This is a genomic window from Flavobacterium noncentrifugens, from assembly GCF_900100375.1.
GTDB lineage: Bacteria > Bacteroidota > Bacteroidia > Flavobacteriales > Flavobacteriaceae > Flavobacterium > Flavobacterium noncentrifugens.
The window spans coordinates 1-18,329 of sequence record NZ_FNEZ01000010.1 but is presented as its reverse complement, the minus strand read 5'-3'; the positions used below and the strand labels follow the sequence as shown (position 1 = coordinate 18,329).

Genomic DNA, 18,329 nt, shown 5'->3' with positions numbered 1-18,329 from the left:
TAACCGGAAATTTTGTTTTCACGAAGAAAGTTTTATCTTGGCAGAGAAAACTCAGTCCGCTTGAATCGCAACCTCGCTTAAGCCGCGAAACGTTAGCTGAAAGTTAAAAAAAATCACGCGAAACGAGAAACTCTTTTGAAAATTGCTAAATTTGTCCTTAACTAAATTTAAGTTTATGAATTATCCGAGATATGAATATGCAACCGAAGACGAATTAAACATCTTCGAGTTTGATAGCATCGGAAATAAAGGAAAAGTAACGAAAATTATTCAGTATACTGAAATGAGTATTAAAGGTTACTTCAATCTTGGATTCGGAGATTTAGATCTTGAAACGAAAGAAATCAATGACGAAATTGTTACAAATAATGGTGATGGACAAAAAGTTCTAGCTACTGTAGTTTCCACTGTATATGCTTTCACAGCAAAAAAACCTGACGCTTATGTTTATGCTACAGGAAGCAATGAGGCTAGAACGAGATTATACAGAATGGGAATTACAAATAATTTAGAAGAACTTAAACGTGATTTTTATGTCTATGGTTTAAGAAATGATGAAGAATTTGAATCATTTGTTCTAGGAGAAGATTATTTGGGATTTTTAGTAACCAGAAAAAAGTAATAATTATGAAAGTAGAAGATTTAAATAAAGGAAAAATTCCAGTTGTAAAAATTGACAAGAAACTTGAAGAGTTCAGAGGAAAAATTTTGTTTCCGAAAAAACTTGCTTTGGCAAATGAAATGTTATCAAAAGCTAAACTTCCAAAGTTAGAGAATTAGTATAACCTTCAGCTAACAGCGGCTAAGCGAATCGGCTGGTTTTCTGTAATTGAAACAGTTTTTTCCATAACTTCGTTTCCGTTCAGCAGAGAATACTCTGCTTCTATTTTCGCCGAATTCGCTTAGCCGCGAAACGTTGTGCGAAATTTGAAACCGCCGAATCGTCGCAACCTATAAATCGACATTGGATATAAGCAAAAAATTAAGAGTATTATTTTTAATAATTTTATATGTATTTATTATGGAAACAAACACAATCGACCAAATCCAAAACGATTTACTAGTTCAAAAAATTGAAAATCATTTATACACTTGGAATAAAATGGCTAATTGGCTTCAAGCATCATTAATAGTCATGGGATTTCTTTCAATAACTTCGTCACTTTTCGTAAGTGCTTTTGCTGGAATTTTAGAACCATTAGCCATCCAAATCATAGCTTTTTTTGCTACTCTTTTCATAACGTTAATAACAGCTTTTAATTTGCCTACAAAAGCAAATAATGTTAGGAATGGCTGGCGAATTTTGAATAAAGCTTATTATGACTACAAAAATAACAGCGTAGATTTGAGTGTTTTGTTAAAAGCATATGAAGATGGCGAAAAAGTGTTGGACGGAATTGAATTCAATTTTAGCAAGTCTAAAAATGATTAAGAAATGAATTTCGCACAACAGCGGCTAAGCGAATCGGCTGGTTTTTTGTAAATTGTAACAGTATTTTTCATAACTTAGTTTCCGTTCGGCAGAGAATACTCTGTTCCTATTTTCGCCGAATTCGCTTAGCCGCGAAACGTTACCCGCAAATTAGCCGCGAATCGCAAACCAACCATTACTATGAAAATACAACTTTACAAGAATATCGCTTTGTCCTTCATTGTTATCAATATTTGGACTCTATATAGCTTTTTTGACTATTATAATTCTGTCGTGAACGATCAATATAATATGAGCAGCATGACATTATTTTTTAATTTTATTGAAAGTGTTTGCGCAGCGGTAGCTATTGGTATTTTGTCTATTTTATTGCGGTTAACGATTTTCAAAAAACATAAACAAGACATTCTCAAAAACAACTTCTTTTATATTTTGGCTGGTTTTTTTAATCTGAATCTTTTAACTATTTGGATCATATCAGTAGTTATGGGTTTTCTTCCATTAAAAACTGGCGCTTTATGTTTTATGTTAGGAATATCAGCAATTGCCATTTTTATTCTTTTTGATGTTTTTAGAAAAAAGCAAATGAGTCAACTTGAGTGTAAACAAATATAATCTGCGGGTAACAGCGGCTAAGCGAGATTGCTGGTTTTCGGTAACCGGAAATTTTGTTTTCACGAAGAAAGTTTTATCTTGACAGAGAAAACTCAGTCCGCTTGAATCGCAACCTCGCTTAAGCCGCGAAACGTTATGTGACATTTTATGACGATCGCGGTAAAAATAACATCAAATAAATAATTATGAATTATAGAGAAATATTAGCTCGACAACTTGAAGAAATACTTGAAAAACAGGAAGAAATTATAATCAATGATAACTTAGCTAAAGTTTGTCGAGAATTAGACCATTTCTCAAAAAAAATTGTAAAATGCTTGGAAGATAATGTAGATCTTCCAGAAGTAGACAAAGAAAGAATACAAGAACTTAATGATGAGTATAACGCAAATATTAAAAAATATAGAGATCTTAAAAATTCTAATATTTAAATTATGAGTGTTGATAATTTTAAAATAAATCTTAATCAAAATCTTTGGGGACTTTTATTGGCTCTTCTGAGTCTTGGAGTAGCAGAATATTTCAAACTCTGTATTTTATATTGGTTTGGGCTTATTCTTAGTATTCTAACAAGTATTTCATTCTTGGTAACATTATTAGCATATACAATAAACTATTGGAAAAATAAAATAAAAAACGTCACATAACAGCGGCTAAGCGAATCGGCTGGTTTTTGGTAATTTGAAACAGTATTTTTCATAACTTCGTTTCCGTTCAGCAGAGAATACTCTGCTCCTATTTCCGCCGAACTCGCTTAGCCGCAAAACGTTACCAGCAACCTTAAAGAACAATCATGAGTCATCGAATTTTGGAATTGGAAAAATTAAAAAGTATTGAAAATTTTTCAAGTGAAAAATGGAAAATCCGTGGACTAAATCCTTCTGAAAAAAATCTTTGTGGTTTGCTTGAAAAATCATTTAATAATTTGCTAACAGATTTAATTTCTGCAAGTAATTCAAAAAACACGGATAAAGAATTTGAAAATATTTACGAAGACCATTTTAAGAAAATAAAATCTAACAAATTAGATACGGAAGAAAAAGAATTTGTCATAGACTACTTTGATAAAATTGCGAAAATTTTAGAAGTTGATAGTCTTACAAGAAAATTAAACTTTTGGACTTACGGAACTGAAACCTATGATCATGAAAATGCAGAAAAAATTGCGTCAGAAAAAGTATTAGCAGAGGAAAGAGAAAGACATGAAATTCTTTCGATAGATTGTCAAAAATGTAATACTAAATTGGAAACTTTTATATTAGAACGAAATGATGACATTCCTAGCTTTGAGTTCGACATAATTAAATGCATAAAATGTTCTGAATTAAATCTTTTAGATAAAGGTGCAGGAATAAAAAAATATAGATTTCTCAATTATGAACTAATAGAAGAATTACCAAAAGAAGAATTCGATTTAGTGAAAGCTTTAAACAGATTATATCAACTAAAAACAAAGGCTGCTGGTAACCGCCTGTAACCGCAATCCGGAGTTTTCGGTAAATTGACATTTGGTTTTCACGAAGAAATTCTATCTTAGCAGAGAGAACTCGTTTCGCTTTGATCCGCGACTGCGGTTACAGGCAAAACGTTACCTGCAATCCTATGACAAACTTGTTTAACGATATCGTTTCTATTGAAAAGCAGCATAAAAATTATAAGCTTGTTCGTGATACCATAGGACATAGCGCAGCAAGGACACTACTCAATGAGGTTTACAATTCTGTTAAACCAATTGATAAAGATTTTGTTGTGCAATTTCAGTCTAATGGATTTGATTCTAGAATTTGGGAGTTGTCTTTATTGGCAGCATTTCAAGAGCAAAAATTTAGTATTGCAAGAGCACATGAACGTCCAGATTTCGAGCTATCAAAAAATGACAAGAAAATTTTTGTAGAAGCTGTTATATCAAATCCAGCATTCAATGAACAAATAGAAGACAAAATGGATGTAATAAAAAATATTCCGAAAGATGGTTTTGAAAAGTTTATTTACGAGTTGCGTAACGAAAGTACAATAAGAATCGCGGGGGCATTATTCAATAAACTTAAAAAGGAGTATTGGAAACTTGATTGGGTAGCGGGAAATCCAATAATATTAGCTGTCGAACCATTTCACCATAGTTTATCACATTGGCTTTCAGACAGTAATTTAACCGGATATTTATATGGCATTGAAAATAACTGGCATTATGACGATAACCAAAACCTGAATATCGAAACATTTGAAATAACTGAACATAAATCGACAGATAAAAGCATTCCGTCAAATTTCTTCAACCTTAAAAATTCTGAATATATAAGCGCAGTAATCTTTAGTAATTCCGGTACGATATCTAAATTTAATAGAATGGGGAAATTAAAAAATTATGGAAATAGTGATATTGAGATGATCAGAATTGGAAATATGTATGACCACAACCCAAACGCTTCTACTCCAATTCCATTTCAATATATGGTTGGTAAAGACGGTCCAATAGAGAATTGGGCTCAAGGGATTTCAATGTACCATAATCCGAAAGCGAAATATCCTATTGATAGAAAAATGTTTCCAGATTTCCTTCATGGATACAATGATAATGGTTTTTACGCTTATGTTCCAAGATTTTATCCGTATCAGTCTGAAACTCACATCATGATTCCAGAAAAATATAGAAATAAGGACAGCAGGTAACAGCCGGTAAGCTAATTACGCTGGTTTTCGGTAAGTTGAACGTTTGTTTTTCACGAAGAAAGTTTTATCTTGGCAGAGAATACTCAGTCCGCTGGCATCGCGAATTCGCTTACCGGCAAAACGTTATGTGTAATCTTATGAAAAACCTCGCTATATTCACGTTTTTACTCACATTCTTAACTAGTTGTAGCCAGTCAGTGAAAGAAACCTTTTTAATTCCTAATGGATTTGAAGGTAGAATTACAGTTGTTTTTAATCAGCCAAATGCTACCCAAATTCCTATTGAGAATGACAGAAGAATTTACAAAATTCCAGAAGACGGAATATTAATAACAAGTTCTAAAATAGAAACTGGCATTTTACATCAAAAATATTATTATATAGACAAAAGCGGAAATAGAACAAAAATCAACATTTTAGATTTGGATAAAGGTGCAACTGAAATACCAATGGTTGTTAGATATGGTACTGTTGGAGTTTACGGTAATTCAGATGACGTAAATCCTATTGAGTTTTTGGAAAGTACAATTGCCAGTAAAAAAAATATCGATTCAATATCCGATTACAAATATATTAGTAGTTTTGAACAAAGAATTATGGAAAAATTGGGTCGTAAATTTTAAGACTACACATAACCGCCTGTAACCTCAATCGCGGAGTTTTCGGTAAAATGAAGTTCTGTTTTCACGAAGAAATTATATCTTAGCAGAGAATACTCAGTCCGCTTTGATCCGCGACTGCGGTTACAGGCCAAACGTTATAAGCAAGCTCGGATCAGCATTACAGATAAATACACGATATTTGAATTAAATTAAAATAATAGGTCGACATGAATACAATAGATCAAGCATTAAAAATTTCCAGTTTTGTTGGAGAATATGAAATCGTAGGTAATGGTTGCGCTCCTTCCCTAATAGACATGCCGCTAAAACTCAAGATAAACGATTTAACTTTTGAGTTTAATTTCATAAGCGATTCAGATAATAAAGAAACAAAAGTAACAAAAAGAAATGTTGACGGTAAAGTGGGTATTTTTGATCTAATTAATTTTGACAATCCACTGGGAACTGGAGCGTTAACACCTTGGCATATTGGTACAATTAGCGGCAGAAAATTATATATTTCCTTTTGGATTTGGACACCAAGTTCGAACGACGGGAAACGCATAATTGACTGGACATTGATGTTAGACCAAATCAAATAGTAAATGGAAAATCAATTATCACAGGATGAAGATCTTCAAATCGAAGAGAGAACATCTCCAGATTCAAGTTTAGCAAAAAATAATACCGGCGGAAAAATAACCGAGTTTATTGGTAAAGGCGAAGACGCAAAGAATACATTTGTTTATTTAACCATAACTTGGGCTTTTAAAGCCGGCATTGCCATTACAACATTAATATATTTAAATGGGTGGTTATTTAGACAAAATGAAAAGGTTCCCGACATAATTGGCGAAGTTTCTACAGCATGGCAATTCATAATTCCATTAATAACATTGGCATTAGGTTATGCGTTTGGAAAGTCTAAAAGTTAAACGCCTGCTTATAACCGCCTGTAGCCGCAATCGCGGAGATTTCGGTAAAATGAAGTTTTATTTCACGAAGAAATTCTATCTTAGCAGAGAGAACTCAGTTCGCTTTTATCCGCGACTGACGGTTACAGGCCTAACGTTATAAGCAAGCCAACCGCCGAAATTGACGATAGTAATTAAACACAAACAATAAATCAAAAATGAAAAGAATTCAATTTATCTTTATTATTGTAGCTTTAAATTTTCTTACACAAAGCTGTAAAAATAATATTAAAAGACAAGAGGAATTTATAAATCTTAACCAGACTAAAATCGATTCTAATCATTTTTCTGCTCAAATCGTTTCTAAAACTAATTCTGATAGTACAATTCTCTATTCCGATACTATCGTTGGAAAATTGTTGGAGGGAAGTGAACTTCAAACAGAATGGTTCGATGATTCAGTTAATTGCATTGTTCCAAACTATATCCCGGAAAATAAATTTCAAACTCATACAGGTTTAAAAGTAGTATTACAACATAAACAATAGGCCAGCTTATAACAGCGGCTAAGCGAGATTGCTGGTTTTCGGTAACCGGACATTTTGTTTTCACGAAGAAAGTTTTATCTTGGCAGAGAAAACTCAGTTCGCTTGAATCGCAACCTCGCTTAAGCCGCGAAACGTTAGCGGTAATTTCAGAAAAATCGCAGAAAACAAGACAAATATGAAAGAAAACTTGATAGTAGAAATTAAGAATGCTATTTATGAATTAGCTGAAAAAATTGACATTCCTAAAAATTCTTTTGCATATTTATGGAAATCAAATGAAGACGCTTATCCTTTTGTAGAAATTGATGCTTTAGGAAATATTCATTTTAAAGTTTCTGAGCGCGGTAAGATATTAGAAGATAAGATTGCTAAAAATAAAGACGAATTACTTTATTGGATATTTTCTGGAATCAGTTTTTCAATAGCTTGCGAATACGAACTTAAAAATAGAATCGAAAATCAAGATTGTCGTAGAATAATTTTTGAAAAGCAAAATGAAATTCTTGATAAACTTAATAGCAATTGGAAAGAAAAAAGAATTACAAGTCAATTAAATATTTTAAAAAATCATCCTTTTGACGACTTAGCCAGTATTCGCGCAACTTACAGTTATGAGTTAAGAAAGCTGGGATATTCTGAAGTTGAGATTAATAAATTAGTATACGAAAAGTATCCTGAAAATTAGAAACTACCGCTAACAGCGGCTAAGCGAATCGGCTGGTTTTTGGTAATTTGAAACAGTATTTTTCATAACTTCGTTTCCGTTCAGCAGAGAATACTCTGCTCCTATTTCCGCCGAACTCGCTTAGCCGCAAAACGTTACCAGCAATTTAGCCGCACGAAATCTCAATTATGGATAAAAAGACAATAAATCGTTTAATTATATTCAATCTTATACTTTCAGGTTTTGTAATTTTAGATTTATGTCTTCCTGGCACAGAAAGTAATATTAAAAAATTAGAGTCTATTTATGGCTCTACAGCGAGTACTGGCACAGCAAGAAAACCCATAATAGAAGCAAAAACTGTAATGTTATTGGAAAGTGGAGAACTTTATTACATTGGAAAATCACCGGACGAAGATTATGTAAAAGGACAGAAACTAAAACTTGTGAAATCCGCGATATTTAAAAATGTAAATGAAATAATTGTTCTGGAAAATAATTATGAAAAAGATGTTCAAGTTGGACTATTTTCAAATATTTGGCTTTCTATATTATTTAGAATTTCCATATTAATTTCAATTCTTAATATTTTCATTAAAAATAACGCTTCAAATATTGCGCTTGTAGCTTCAATGATGTTTATTACAATAATTTCAATGATTTATATTTTTTATTATTAAACTGCTGGTAACAGCGGCTAAGCGAGATTGCTGGTTTTTCGGTAACCGGAAATTTTGTTTTCACGAAGAAAGTTTATCTTGGCAGAGAAAACTTAGTCCGCTTTAATCGCAACCTCGCTTAAGCCGCGAAACGTTATAAGCCATTATTGAAAACCAACGTAATAATGAAACAATTAGCATGGAAATTAGTGTTACCCTTAACTTTATTATCATTTGTAGTATTTAGGAAATGGTGGTATGTTTTTCCTGATGATGCGCCAGATTCAATGATGGCTGGATTTCCTTTTCCATATGTTTGCGATGGATGGTTTACATCGATGTCAAATCAATTTTTTGTAGTCGAGTTAACCATCGATTTATTAATATATTTTACATTTTGGTTTTTATTAATACTGACCATTAATCGCTTTTTTGTAAAGATAATAATACCGAAATATTTAATTGTTGCATCATTAATAGTAAGTACACTAATTCTTTTTAGCTTCGTTCTTATTGGAAGTATGCGAGAAAATGTTTTCGACGTTTATAGAGATTTTGATATGGAAATTAAAGAAACTGGCTATAATTTTATTTGGCAAAACACAGAGCGGCCAAACCCTGAAATGTATATCACAAAACCAAATAAAAAATAAAACGGCTTATAACAGCGGCTAAGCGAGATTGCTGGTTTTCGGTAACCGGAAATTTTGTTTTCACGAAGAAAGTTTTATCTTGGCAGAGAAAACTCAGTCCGCTGGCATCGCAACCTCGCTTAAGCCGCGAAACGTTACCAGTCATTTTGAAACCGCCGAAAACCGTATCATGAAACAATTAGCATTTTTATTTTTCATTATTTTCACAAAGTTTGGTTTTGCGCAAGAAACCAAATTTAGATTTTCGGAAGAAGGATTAACCGATTTCTTAGTTGTAGAATGCGAGAATAAAACTCAATCTCAACTATATAAGAAAACAATTGATTGGATAGCAGTAACCTATAATACTCCTAGCGCAGTACAAAAAGCTCAGATTGAAAATGAATATATTAGAATTGAAGGATCCGCAAAAGACCTAATTGGTAGTGGTACAAAATATCAAATTGAAATCTCATTTAAAGATGGTAAATATAAATTTGATATAATACAGATTCAATTTTGGAATGAATCTGATAATCTCTTGTGGGGCGGTTCTGAACCAATATGGAAAGACTTTGAAATTACACATACAAACAAATATGTCGACAAAAACGGACAGATTAAAGGTCGGTATAAATCCAAATGTGAGAAACTAATCAATTATTTCAATACGTTAAATCTAAGTTTAAAAACTTTTTTGCTGAATGAACAAATTCCAAGTAAGAATAAAGATTGGTAAAAAAAACGACTGGTAACAGCGGCTAAATGCAATTGCGAAGTTTTTCTTAACCGGAAATCTCTATTTCACGAAGAAACATTATCTTGGCAGAGAAAACTCAGCTCGCTTTGATTCGCAACTGACATTTAGCCGCGAAACGTTAGCCGTTATTTTACCTGAACGACACGAAAAATGAAAAAATCAACCAAAATTTTCCTTTTAACGCTTCTAATTTTAATAATTGGAATTTTCATTCATCCTCAGAAAGTAATTTATGAGGCAAATATTGAAGGAAAGGTAATTGACGAAAATAATAAGCCTATAATCAATGCAACAGTTTACAGAATTGAAAAAGAGTATTACATAAATGAGGAAATTGGCTCGAATGAATCAAGAGATTTAAGAGCTGAAAGTGTCAAAACGGACAAAAATGGAAACTTCAAGTTTTATGAAAAATCAAGAATAGATTGGTTTCATACTCCATTAGATTTGCCAATTGGCTATTGTTATGCGGAGTTCGAAATTGAGAAAAGTGGATATGAATTTTATAAAACAAAATTTGGTGAGTTTGAACAATACAGAATTGAAAATTGTTACGCTTGTGAAAAAGTATTATTTAAGCCAATTATTACTTTGAAAAGTTTAAAAGAAAACAGCAGACCAAAACAGAACTGAAAAATAAAAACAACGGCTAACAGCCGGTAAGCTAATTACGCTGGATTTCGGTAGGTTGAGCGTTTGTTTTTCACGAAGAAAGTTCTATCTTGGCAGAGAAAACTCAGTCCGCTGGCATCGCGAATTCGCTTACCGGCGAAACGTTATGTGAAACTTAAAAGCAGCAAATCGAAACATTTAAAGTCAAAGAATATGAAAAAAATTAAAATATTGTTTTCCTTGTTAATTCTGTTTGCAAATTTCCAAGCTTCCGCGCAAGAAAAGACCATTAATAATCGTACAACGATTGAAGTTGAAATTTTAAAAAATGGAGCTTTAGAAAAGCGGTCGGATATTTGACCGTTTTTGATATGGAAAATTTAAAAAGTCCATACTCCGCAGTAATAGTAGAAAGACAATTTATTGAAAACGCAAAGCAGGCAACTCTTTACATTCCTATGAAAAATGGAGAGCAATTTAAAATTCAAATCGAAGATATTTCAAGACACGTTTTTATCGACAAATCTAATAGTTTGGCAATAATAAGATTGGGTGAGCTTGCCAATCGAACAGGAACTGAAATCATTTACGAAAATGTAGTTTTAGTTCCCCAAGATTTATTGTCTGACTTTTCAACACTCAATAAAATTGAGGTAAATAATCTTAAAGAAAGTTGGAAAGAATCCATGAATATAAAATAAGCTTCACATAACCGCCTGTAACCGCAATCGCGGAGATTTCAGTAGCCGGAAGTTATTGTTTCACGAAGAAATTATATCTTAGCAGAGAGAACTCAGTCCGCTTTGATCCGCGACTGACGGTTACAGGCAAAACGTTAGCGGTGATTTTCAAGGACATCCGGATTCAATTAGAACTATTGATTTTTATGAAGATAATTATAAACATCAAAACAATCATCTTCATAGAGAATCTACTAATGTTAAAATAATTGAACATCATATTGATTAATATGGAGAAAGTTATATATTTGCAGTATGAAAAAGATCATCACAAAAGAATCAATAATGAAATCTATAACCAAAATGGTTGCAGATAAAGCTACTGTTCGTTCTTTTTTGAAAGGAAACACTTCTATTGAAACAGTAACTCAAAAAGGTATTAAGTTTGCCAAACCTTTATAACTACACTTTTAACGAAGTTACAAGTACTTACAATTTTACTACTAAAAATAACATCGAATATAAAGTTGTATTTATAATTGATGAAACTCTTGATTCTGTATCTGAAGACACTATTGAAAATGTATATCAAGTAATTATTGAAAAAGTTAGTGACACTATTGAACCTTTTGATAGTGCGGTTGCGAGAACAATTGACGACATAATAAAATCTTTCTTTGAAAATGCTCAAAATTCTTTAATTTATATCTGCTCTGAAGATGAAGAAAAGGCAGAAATTAGATTTAATGTATTTGATAGATGGTATTTAAATAGCACTTTTAATGAATTCGTAACGAAAATTGATAATGTTATTAATTGTGAAGCTAATGGAGAAACATATTTACTTTATACTTCTTTGCTATACCATAACGATAACCAAAATATTGAGTACGTTCTTACCGCATATAATAATATCGAAGAAGTTTTAAATTCAAAATAAAAACCACCGCTAACAGCGGCTAAGCTAGATTGCTGGTTTTTGGTAACCGGAAATTTTGTTTTCACGAAGAAAGTTTTATCTTGGCAGAGAAAACTCAGTCCGCTTGAATCGCAACCTCGCTTAAGCCGCGAAACGTTATAAGCCATTTTTTTGCGAACATAATCGTATCAATTGAAAAAAATGTTATCTTTGAAATATGACAACTACAGAGATCAAAAAAGAAATCAGCAAAGCTCTGGATCAAGTTCCAGAAAAACTTCTTGCAGATATTTTAGATTTAATAAAAGAAGTTCAATCTGAAAAATCTTCAAGTTCCAATACTTTGACTTCTAACTTCAAAAAAATTCTTTCTGAAGATAGCGACTTACTTCATAAACTTGCGCAATGATTTCAATAAAAGAGGTTGAAATTATTCATAATATTTTAATTGATAAATTTGGCGGAAGTAAGGGAATTCGTGACTTGGGATTATTAGAGTCTGCATTAGCTCGGCCATATGCTACTTTTGATGGAAATGATTTATACCCAAATGCTATAGAAAAAGCTGCTGCAATTTTAGAAAGCATAATTATAAATCATCCTTTTATTGATGGAAATAAGCGAACTGCATATACGTTAATGAGATTAATTTTATTAGAATTTCACTTCGATATATCTGCAAGTCAAGAAGAAAAATATTCATTTGTTATTTCAGCAAGTACAGGAGAATATAGATTTGAAGAAATAAAAAAATGGATTGAGTCAAATCTTCAACTGTAAAACGGCTCATAACAGCGGCTAAGCGAGATTGCTGGTTTTCGGTAACCGGAAATTTCGTTTTCACGAAGAAAGTTTTATCTTGGCAGAGAAAACTCAGTCCGCTTGAATCGCAACCTCGCTTAAGCCGCGAAACGTTGGCGGCAATGTCAAAAAAAGAATCGGTAAACGATGAAATTCAAAATATATAAAGACATTAATAAATTTTATTTCACAAACAATGTAATTGCATCTTTAATATTTGCAGCATTTGTTCTAATTGGGATAATATATAATACTTTGTCTCCTAATTTAGATACTACGTTAGTTAATTCAATAACAACAAATTGGCTTTTCATATCAGTTATGATTATTGTTTTTTTAGCTCCAATATTTTTAAAACTTCATTTAAATTTCAATACCTACCAGCCGTTAAAGGGATCAATTGAAGGTTATTTAGAATTAAACATGGAAAAAATTACTCTAGACAAAAAAGAATATTCGCTCGATCAAATTAATAAAATTGAAATTTGGAATTTTGATTTTGTTGGAGACTCTAATAATTATGCATCACGTTTTAATTTCAACGGCTTAATGTCAAATGGTATAGAAAACTTGTTTGAAATGTCTTTACATGATTCAACTGTTTTGAAAATACATTTTCAACAAGATTATAGAAATCAGATAATCCATGCAAAACAAGAACTTTTCAATTATTACAAACAAGGCAAAATTGATTTTTCGATATTAGCTCGAATATTTGATTGCAAAAACGAATTAGATAGAGGTATTCTAAAAAAGACACTGACCGCCAACAGCGGCTAAGCGAATCGGCTGGTTTTTCGTAAATTGAAACAGTATTTTTCATAACTTCGTTTCCGTTCAGCAGAGAATACTCTGCTCCTATTTTCGCCGAATTCGCTTAGCCGCGAAACGTTAGCAGAAATTTTTAACGACGCGATTGCAACCAAGAAAATAATAAACACATATGGAACCCGAATTATTAAATAAATTCAATAAAATAATACATTACAATTCTGAATATAATGACAGAAATTCAGGATTACGAAACGTTACTCTTCAAACATTTTTTGAAGTTGAAACCACTGGTGTTATCAGAATGGATATTTGGATTGCAACTTCAGATTTCTTTGAAGGTAAAAATTCCAAACCAGATATAGAATACAGACATCAAACTGTGTTTGAATTGCGAAACGCCGAAAGACTTAGCGAAACTGAACTTCTAAAAATGTTTAGATTCACAGAAAAAGAATTTTTGGATACGGAAATAGTTTTTGAAAATGATAAATCTCAGAAAATAAAAGATCTCTACAAATTAGAAAACAAAATTTCTGATGAAGGAATCATTGAAACGATTAAAGATGGACCAAATTTTATCCTAAAGCTCTGGAAATAAAACTTCTGCTAACAACCGCTTCAAGAAATTGCCGAGTTTTTGGTAGCCGGAAGTTGTGGTTTCACGAAGAAATATTATCTTGGCAGAGAATACTCAGTCCGCTTTCATCGGCAACTTCTTGAAGCGGCGAAACGTTATGCGAAACCAATGAAAGCGCGTACTACAAAAAATCAACTAATCAGATATCGAATGTTTAAATTATCAATTGTAATTGCAAGTTTGGCGCTATTGGGAAGTTGTAACTCAAATGCGGAAGGAACTTTGAATCACGAGGAACTAATTTCCTTAAATGGAGAGAGAATTTATATAAATTCTCTAAACTGGGGAGTTACGGATGATAGTCAAATTACTTTAATAACTGATCGAAGTGAAAATATAAAAAGTACAGATACAATCGAATCGATAAAAGGATTAGAGCCATTTATCTATAAATTTGAAAAAGATACTTTAAACTTATATTTTAAAGATAGCGTAACATACAAAGTAAATAAAGAATTCAATTATATAAGAATTGCATATCATAAATTGAATGCTAAAAAATATAATGAAATTTACAAGAAAGCAATGCAGAATGACGAATTTCATGCAATTCCTAAAAGAGTGAAAACAGATTATCCTGCTGATATGCCTAAAGGGCCCAGAAAATAAATAATCGTTTTGGCATCGCATAACCGCCGCTAACTGCAATTGCTGATTTTCGGGTTATAGAAAGTTTTGTTTTCACGAGGAAAGTTTTATCTTGGCAGAGAATACTCGGCTCGCTTTCATCAGCAACTGACAGTTAGCGGCCTAACGTTAGCAGCAATTTGAAAGCGATCCGGAACGATACAACAACTTACAAGATGAGACAAATAACAATTTCAATCCTATCTATTGCCTTTGTCATTTTCAGTTTTTTCGTGGTTTTTATTCAGTTTATGGCTGGAGGGAATACTATTGTAATTATTGAGGAATTGTTGCTTATTTTATTTCTGATATTAATACTACCAATAAATCGATCTCTATTACTTTCGAAAATATCAAAACAATCTGTCAATTTTTTCATATTGTTTCTCTTTTTGAATTTAGGATTTATCTTTTCTAAATATATAAATCATAGGTCATTTGTAGTAGAGGGATTGTATCCATACGATGTTTTAATGCAAATTGCAGAATTTAACTGTCTATTTATACTTTATTTTATTTACAGTTTTAAAAAAAATCACTTGATAAATAATTTAATTTCTACAGGATCATATATAATAGTTCTATCACTAATTTCGGCAAATATCTACATAAAGCTTACTACCGAAATTATAAATTATACAGGTTAATATAACAAACTGCTGCTAACAGCGGCTAAGCGAGATTGCTGGTTTTCGGTAACTAGAAATTTTATTTTCACGAAGAAAGTTTTATCTTGGCAGAGAAAACTCAGTCCGCTTGAATCGCAACCTCGCTTAAGCCGCGAAACGTTGGCAGAAATGCAAGAACGCAAACGAAAGAACAACCAACAACATATTAAACCGATGAGAATAAAAATATTTAAAATATTAATTTTGTTATTTTTTATAAACATAAATGGTTATTCTCAATTGAGGAATTCACCAAAAAAATTAAAATCTAAAGAAGAATTTATTCATTCGGCAACTAAAACAGATTTCCCTAAAAATATCGATGATTTCAACTTAATTGAAGCCTACTCTTTTGATAAAAAAGATGAAAATATTGGCGTCACTTATGAAAAAGAAAACACAAAAATTAATATTTATATATATCCAGACAAAATTGGAAATGAAGGCAGATTACGAAATGAGTTTTTAAGTGTTTATAATATAGCTTTCAATAAAGATGTAGATTTTAAAAACCTCAAAATCATAAATCATAAAGGAGAAAAATATACTTGTAATGGAATACGTGGAATTTCAAAAAATTCAAATAACGAAAACAGTTTGTTAACCATACTTGAATGCGGTACATGGATGTATAAAATTAGAATTACTTCATCAGAATTGAATAATCAAAACTTAATTGATTTAGAAAGCAAAATAATAAATAAAATCGACCCGTCCAGATTAACTGGACTGAAATTGTTTAATTTAAAAGGTGCTATTTCTTTTTCAAGTACAGCAATTAAAGACTCAACTATGTTGGTTTCAACTATGGCATATTCTTTTAAAAAGTGTGAATGGTTAATTAAAAACCTTGAGGAAAAAGAAAAATATTCAGGATTTCAAGATTTGTATATAGACATGCACAAAGAAGCATTAAAACAATTTGTTTTATATGAACACAAGCATAAATATAAATCGTCAGATGAAACAAAAAAATATCTCAAAAACTTAAATAAGATTATAGACTCTCCTTTTTTAAACGAGTTTCTAATGGAAGAATATAAAATGATATTAATAATTCCTGAAAACGTAAATCTAAATTTTGAAGAATATCATAAATGGAAAACAGAAAATAATTTCAATTTCGAATTAAAGCATAATTTAAGCGAAGTACGGTACGAAATATAATAAAGCACTTCTGCCAACCGCCGCTTCAAGAACTTGCTGGTTTTCGGTAAATTGAATGTTCATTTTCACGAAGAAAGTTTTATCTTGGCAGACAATACTCAGCTCGCTTGAATCGCAAATTCGTGAAGCGGCAAAACGTTAGCAGAAAGCTCCAAAAAAATCAAAGAAATGATTGAAAGTATATTAGAATTTGAGGAAAATAATGAATTTGAGGAAGCATTCAATGCATATAAAAATCTGTATTCAAAACAAAACCTTGATTATGTAATTTGGAAACATTTCTTTTTCTTTCTATGGATTTCTATTGAAGATGCGCCGAAAGAATTTCGAGAAAAAATAGATTTAAATAAAGAATTAGTAAATATGCTTAGTGATGGAAAAAGAAATTTTTCTGAATTAGCAGAGTTTAATTTCATAGCTGGTTATACTGTTACTCTTTTCCCTTACGAATTTGGAGATTTTGACATCTTGGAAAAACAAGGAAAAGAAATGCTTTTAAAAGCAACGCTAATTGAACCAGAAAATATAATTTACAAAATGGTTCATTTGGGAGATTTACCAAATGTAAATCGAAAAGAATATGAAAAAGCCGTAATTGCTGCAAAACCAATTGTTCAAAAAAAATTTAATGGAAATGGTTTTTTAAATAAATATTTTAAACATGTTTTAACTCGTAAGATATAGAGCCTTCTGCTAACCGCCGGTAAGCTAATTGCGCTGGTTTTCGGTAAAATGAACATTGTTTTTCACGAAGAAAGTTTTATCTTAGCAGAGAAAACTCAGTCCGCTGGCATCGCGAATTCGCTTACCGGCCAAACGTTACCTGCAATAGCTCCAAAATTGCGCAGAAGGAAACTATCAGAAAAGTTTATGATTTTTTACAATTTAATAGATATAATTTATATATTTGTGAAACAAAATCATTTAAACTATGGAACAATTACAGACAAGAATTTTGATTAAACACATCGAAGGAGCTGAAATAGCTTATTTGTATAATCGCGAATCTTTTGATTTGCTAAATATAAAACGTGAAGATTGGGACAAATCGCAATTCATGCAAGCAGGAACTACACTTGAGTATAACGGAACAAAATATATTGTTGAATCAGTAAATTTTAAAATGGAGCCGGAACTTTATGAAGCATTTAATGATGTCGGAATTAATATGTATTCTCCGACAGATTCAATGCCACATAATTGTCAAATTGGAGTTTTCGTGAAAAATGCTTAGTAGAAAAAATGCTACTGCTGGTAACAGCGGCTAAGCGAGATTGCTGGTTTTCGGTAACCGGAAATTTTGTTTTCACGAAGAAAGTTTTACCTTGGCAGAGAAAACTCGGTCCGCTTGAATCGCAACCTCGCTTAAGCCGCGAAACGTTGGGCGCAATTTGACGTTACCGCAGCCGATAAATTCAGCGACAAAAACTACTTTTTTTTAAGCGGGCAAAAGAGGAAGAATGACGATTTTTGCTGCCAAGCTTCGCGAAGGGATTCGCTGAAAAACGCGTTTTTCAAAGCTAATCGCTTTAGAAGCTTGGAGAAGTTAGCGTAAAAATATCTATGAATCAAGAGACACTGCTGCGGTTTTACTGTACATTTTGTTAAATTCATTACGCTAACTTCGGCCGCTTAAAAAAAAGTAGTTTTTGGGCTGGCGGATTTAAAAACGATCGCTTATAAGACATAAGCGACATATTTAAATCCGTATTTATCTGGCTGCGTCCACGGTCAAACTGGTCGATTTTCATTAATCACATCTATTTATGATTAATTTTAAAGTCATATCGTTTTTCCAAATATGATTAATAGAAAATCTCGCCCAACACGGCATATACGCAATTGCGGGATTTGAGTTAAAAGAAACATTATTTTCATTAACTTCGTTTTTCGGTAGCAGAAAATTCTCAGGTATTAAGACCGCAACTGCGCATATGCCGGGAACGTT

29 protein-coding genes are annotated in these 18,329 nt (G+C 31.9%); 28 read left to right on the top strand and 1 reads right to left on the bottom strand.

The genetic code is table 11. The features are described from left to right. Nucleotides 1-175 precede the first annotated feature (175 nt). From BLS32_RS17945 to BLS32_RS17805, 28 genes are all read left to right on the top strand, one after another. A complete protein-coding gene (locus BLS32_RS17945; RefSeq protein ID WP_091399401.1) occupies nt 176-622 on the top strand; it encodes a DUF6934 family protein in 447 nt (148 codons plus the stop codon). A 5-nt stretch (nt 623-627) separates the two neighbouring features. Beyond that, nucleotides 628-780: a hypothetical protein gene (locus tag BLS32_RS18580; protein WP_170227625.1), complete on the top strand. Its 153-nt coding sequence runs from the start codon at nt 628-630 to the stop codon at nt 778-780. 241 nt (nt 781-1,021) lie between these two features. Then, a complete protein-coding gene (locus BLS32_RS17940) occupies nt 1,022-1,432 on the top strand; it encodes a hypothetical protein (RefSeq protein WP_091399397.1) in 411 nt (136 codons plus the stop codon). Nucleotides 1,433-1,612: 180 nt separating this feature from the next. Then, complete coding sequence (locus tag BLS32_RS17935; protein ID WP_091399394.1) at nt 1,613-2,047, top strand: hypothetical protein; 435 nt, start codon at nt 1,613-1,615, stop codon at nt 2,045-2,047. Between the two features lie 185 nt (nt 2,048-2,232). Beyond that, a complete protein-coding gene (locus BLS32_RS17930) occupies nt 2,233-2,478 on the top strand; it encodes a hypothetical protein (protein ID WP_091399393.1) in 246 nt (81 codons plus the stop codon). A 362-nt stretch (nt 2,479-2,840) separates the two neighbouring features. Continuing rightward, nucleotides 2,841-3,524, top strand: a complete 684-nt coding sequence (locus tag BLS32_RS17920; RefSeq protein ID WP_139171815.1) for a DUF4844 domain-containing protein — start codon at nt 2,841-2,843, stop codon at nt 3,522-3,524. A 134-nt stretch (nt 3,525-3,658) separates the two neighbouring features. Continuing rightward, nucleotides 3,659-4,717, top strand: a complete 1,059-nt coding sequence (locus tag BLS32_RS17915; RefSeq protein ID WP_139171814.1) for a glycosaminoglycan attachment protein — start codon at nt 3,659-3,661, stop codon at nt 4,715-4,717. A 137-nt stretch (nt 4,718-4,854) separates the two neighbouring features. Beyond that, complete coding sequence (locus BLS32_RS17910; RefSeq protein WP_091399383.1) at nt 4,855-5,340, top strand: DUF6843 domain-containing protein; 486 nt, start codon at nt 4,855-4,857, stop codon at nt 5,338-5,340. 206 nt (nt 5,341-5,546) lie between these two features. After that, nucleotides 5,547-5,921, top strand: a complete 375-nt coding sequence (locus BLS32_RS17905) for a DUF6864 domain-containing function (protein ID WP_091399380.1) — start codon at nt 5,547-5,549, stop codon at nt 5,919-5,921. A 3-nt stretch (nt 5,922-5,924) separates the two neighbouring features. Further along, nucleotides 5,925-6,254, top strand: a complete 330-nt coding sequence (locus BLS32_RS17900; protein WP_091399378.1) for a hypothetical protein — start codon at nt 5,925-5,927, stop codon at nt 6,252-6,254. Nucleotides 6,255-6,451: 197 nt separating this feature from the next. Further along, the gene (locus tag BLS32_RS17895; protein ID WP_091399375.1) at nt 6,452-6,781 is read left to right on the top strand and encodes a hypothetical protein; all 330 of its coding nucleotides are present in this window, start codon (nt 6,452-6,454) and stop codon (nt 6,779-6,781) included. 175 nt (nt 6,782-6,956) lie between these two features. Next, nucleotides 6,957-7,466 (top strand): Imm63 family immunity protein, encoded by a 510-nt coding sequence (locus BLS32_RS17890; RefSeq protein ID WP_091399373.1) that lies wholly within the window; start codon nt 6,957-6,959, stop codon nt 7,464-7,466. A gap of 167 nt (nt 7,467-7,633) precedes the next feature. Next, nucleotides 7,634-8,125, top strand: a complete 492-nt coding sequence (locus tag BLS32_RS17885; RefSeq protein WP_091399370.1) for a hypothetical protein — start codon at nt 7,634-7,636, stop codon at nt 8,123-8,125. A gap of 164 nt (nt 8,126-8,289) precedes the next feature. Beyond that, on the top strand, nt 8,290-8,757 hold the full coding sequence (locus tag BLS32_RS17880) for a hypothetical protein (protein WP_091399367.1): 468 nt from the start codon (nt 8,290-8,292) through the stop codon (nt 8,755-8,757). A gap of 169 nt (nt 8,758-8,926) precedes the next feature. Then, on the top strand, nt 8,927-9,475 hold the full coding sequence (locus BLS32_RS17875; RefSeq protein ID WP_091399365.1) for a DUF4468 domain-containing protein: 549 nt from the start codon (nt 8,927-8,929) through the stop codon (nt 9,473-9,475). Between the two features lie 171 nt (nt 9,476-9,646). Further along, the gene (locus tag BLS32_RS17870; RefSeq protein WP_091399362.1) at nt 9,647-10,129 is read left to right on the top strand and encodes a peptidase associated/transthyretin-like domain-containing protein; all 483 of its coding nucleotides are present in this window, start codon (nt 9,647-9,649) and stop codon (nt 10,127-10,129) included. 192 nt (nt 10,130-10,321) lie between these two features. After that, a complete protein-coding gene (locus BLS32_RS18575) occupies nt 10,322-10,468 on the top strand; it encodes a hypothetical protein (protein ID WP_170227627.1) in 147 nt (48 codons plus the stop codon). An 11-nt stretch (nt 10,469-10,479) separates the two neighbouring features. Continuing rightward, nucleotides 10,480-10,809 carry a hypothetical protein gene (locus BLS32_RS17860; protein ID WP_139171813.1) on the top strand — a complete coding sequence of 110 codons (330 nt, stop codon included), beginning with the start codon at nt 10,480-10,482 and terminating at the stop codon, nt 10,807-10,809. A 294-nt stretch (nt 10,810-11,103) separates the two neighbouring features. Beyond that, complete coding sequence (locus BLS32_RS18570; protein WP_170227628.1) at nt 11,104-11,250, top strand: hypothetical protein; 147 nt, start codon at nt 11,104-11,106, stop codon at nt 11,248-11,250. Continuing rightward, nucleotides 11,234-11,728, top strand: a complete 495-nt coding sequence (locus BLS32_RS17855; RefSeq protein WP_091399355.1) for a DUF6169 family protein — start codon at nt 11,234-11,236, stop codon at nt 11,726-11,728. Before BLS32_RS18570 ends, BLS32_RS17855 begins: the two co-directional genes overlap by 17 nt. Before the next feature lie 196 nt (nt 11,729-11,924). Next, nucleotides 11,925-12,116: a hypothetical protein gene (locus BLS32_RS17850; RefSeq protein ID WP_091399351.1), complete on the top strand. Its 192-nt coding sequence runs from the start codon at nt 11,925-11,927 to the stop codon at nt 12,114-12,116. Beyond that, entirely contained in the window at nt 12,113-12,487 is a 375-nt protein-coding gene (locus BLS32_RS17845) for a type II toxin-antitoxin system death-on-curing family toxin (RefSeq protein WP_091399350.1), read from the top strand. The genes BLS32_RS17850 and BLS32_RS17845 overlap by 4 nt, the downstream gene beginning before the upstream one ends. A 168-nt stretch (nt 12,488-12,655) precedes the next feature. Then, nucleotides 12,656-13,288, top strand: coding sequence for a hypothetical protein (locus BLS32_RS17840; protein ID WP_139171812.1), 633 nt, complete (start codon nt 12,656-12,658; stop codon nt 13,286-13,288). Nucleotides 13,289-13,451: 163 nt separating this feature from the next. Next, complete coding sequence (locus BLS32_RS17835; RefSeq protein WP_091399345.1) at nt 13,452-13,880, top strand: hypothetical protein; 429 nt, start codon at nt 13,452-13,454, stop codon at nt 13,878-13,880. A 39-nt stretch (nt 13,881-13,919) separates the two neighbouring features. Further along, a complete protein-coding gene (locus BLS32_RS17830) occupies nt 13,920-14,528 on the top strand; it encodes a hypothetical protein (protein ID WP_091399343.1) in 609 nt (202 codons plus the stop codon). Between the two features lie 815 nt (nt 14,529-15,343). After that, on the top strand, nt 15,344-16,381 hold the full coding sequence (locus tag BLS32_RS17820) for a hypothetical protein (RefSeq protein ID WP_217639582.1): 1,038 nt from the start codon (nt 15,344-15,346) through the stop codon (nt 16,379-16,381). A gap of 168 nt (nt 16,382-16,549) precedes the next feature. After that, the gene (locus tag BLS32_RS17815) at nt 16,550-17,065 is read left to right on the top strand and encodes a hypothetical protein (protein ID WP_091399337.1); all 516 of its coding nucleotides are present in this window, start codon (nt 16,550-16,552) and stop codon (nt 17,063-17,065) included. Between the two features lie 247 nt (nt 17,066-17,312). Beyond that, on the top strand, nt 17,313-17,615 hold the full coding sequence (locus tag BLS32_RS17805; RefSeq protein WP_091399332.1) for a hypothetical protein: 303 nt from the start codon (nt 17,313-17,315) through the stop codon (nt 17,613-17,615). A 516-nt stretch (nt 17,616-18,131) separates the two neighbouring features. On the opposite strand, the gene BLS32_RS18655 is transcribed toward BLS32_RS17805, so the two are convergent. Further along, the coding region (locus BLS32_RS18655; RefSeq protein WP_217639581.1) for a hypothetical protein at nt 18,132-18,329 on the bottom strand (198 nt) is incomplete at its 5' end.

Coding starts and splice junctions, on each gene's coding strand:
- BLS32_RS17945 (WP_091399401.1), top strand. CDS start 176: ATGAATTATCCGAGATATGAATATGCAACCGAAGACGAATTAAACATC.
- BLS32_RS18580 (WP_170227625.1), top strand. CDS start 628: ATGAAAGTAGAAGATTTAAATAAAGGAAAAATTCCAGTTGTAAAAATT.
- BLS32_RS17940 (WP_091399397.1), top strand. CDS start 1,022: ATGGAAACAAACACAATCGACCAAATCCAAAACGATTTACTAGTTCAA.
- BLS32_RS17935 (WP_091399394.1), top strand. CDS start 1,613: ATGAAAATACAACTTTACAAGAATATCGCTTTGTCCTTCATTGTTATC.
- BLS32_RS17930 (WP_091399393.1), top strand. CDS start 2,233: ATGAATTATAGAGAAATATTAGCTCGACAACTTGAAGAAATACTTGAA.
- BLS32_RS17920 (WP_139171815.1), top strand. CDS start 2,841: ATGAGTCATCGAATTTTGGAATTGGAAAAATTAAAAAGTATTGAAAAT.
- BLS32_RS17910 (WP_091399383.1), top strand. CDS start 4,855: ATGAAAAACCTCGCTATATTCACGTTTTTACTCACATTCTTAACTAGT.
- BLS32_RS17905 (WP_091399380.1), top strand. CDS start 5,547: ATGAATACAATAGATCAAGCATTAAAAATTTCCAGTTTTGTTGGAGAA.
- BLS32_RS17900 (WP_091399378.1), top strand. CDS start 5,925: ATGGAAAATCAATTATCACAGGATGAAGATCTTCAAATCGAAGAGAGA.
- BLS32_RS17895 (WP_091399375.1), top strand. CDS start 6,452: ATGAAAAGAATTCAATTTATCTTTATTATTGTAGCTTTAAATTTTCTT.
- BLS32_RS17890 (WP_091399373.1), top strand. CDS start 6,957: ATGAAAGAAAACTTGATAGTAGAAATTAAGAATGCTATTTATGAATTA.
- BLS32_RS17885 (WP_091399370.1), top strand. CDS start 7,634: ATGGATAAAAAGACAATAAATCGTTTAATTATATTCAATCTTATACTT.
- BLS32_RS17880 (WP_091399367.1), top strand. CDS start 8,290: ATGAAACAATTAGCATGGAAATTAGTGTTACCCTTAACTTTATTATCA.
- BLS32_RS17875 (WP_091399365.1), top strand. CDS start 8,927: ATGAAACAATTAGCATTTTTATTTTTCATTATTTTCACAAAGTTTGGT.
- BLS32_RS17870 (WP_091399362.1), top strand. CDS start 9,647: ATGAAAAAATCAACCAAAATTTTCCTTTTAACGCTTCTAATTTTAATA.
- BLS32_RS18575 (WP_170227627.1), top strand. CDS start 10,322: ATGAAAAAAATTAAAATATTGTTTTCCTTGTTAATTCTGTTTGCAAAT.
- BLS32_RS17860 (WP_139171813.1), top strand. CDS start 10,480: ATGGAAAATTTAAAAAGTCCATACTCCGCAGTAATAGTAGAAAGACAA.
- BLS32_RS18570 (WP_170227628.1), top strand. CDS start 11,104: ATGAAAAAGATCATCACAAAAGAATCAATAATGAAATCTATAACCAAA.
- BLS32_RS17850 (WP_091399351.1), top strand. CDS start 11,925: ATGACAACTACAGAGATCAAAAAAGAAATCAGCAAAGCTCTGGATCAA.
- BLS32_RS17845 (WP_091399350.1), top strand. CDS start 12,113: ATGATTTCAATAAAAGAGGTTGAAATTATTCATAATATTTTAATTGAT.
- BLS32_RS17840 (WP_139171812.1), top strand. CDS start 12,656: ATGAAATTCAAAATATATAAAGACATTAATAAATTTTATTTCACAAAC.
- BLS32_RS17835 (WP_091399345.1), top strand. CDS start 13,452: ATGGAACCCGAATTATTAAATAAATTCAATAAAATAATACATTACAAT.
- BLS32_RS17820 (WP_217639582.1), top strand. CDS start 15,344: ATGCAAGAACGCAAACGAAAGAACAACCAACAACATATTAAACCGATG.
- BLS32_RS17815 (WP_091399337.1), top strand. CDS start 16,550: ATGATTGAAAGTATATTAGAATTTGAGGAAAATAATGAATTTGAGGAA.
- BLS32_RS17805 (WP_091399332.1), top strand. CDS start 17,313: ATGGAACAATTACAGACAAGAATTTTGATTAAACACATCGAAGGAGCT.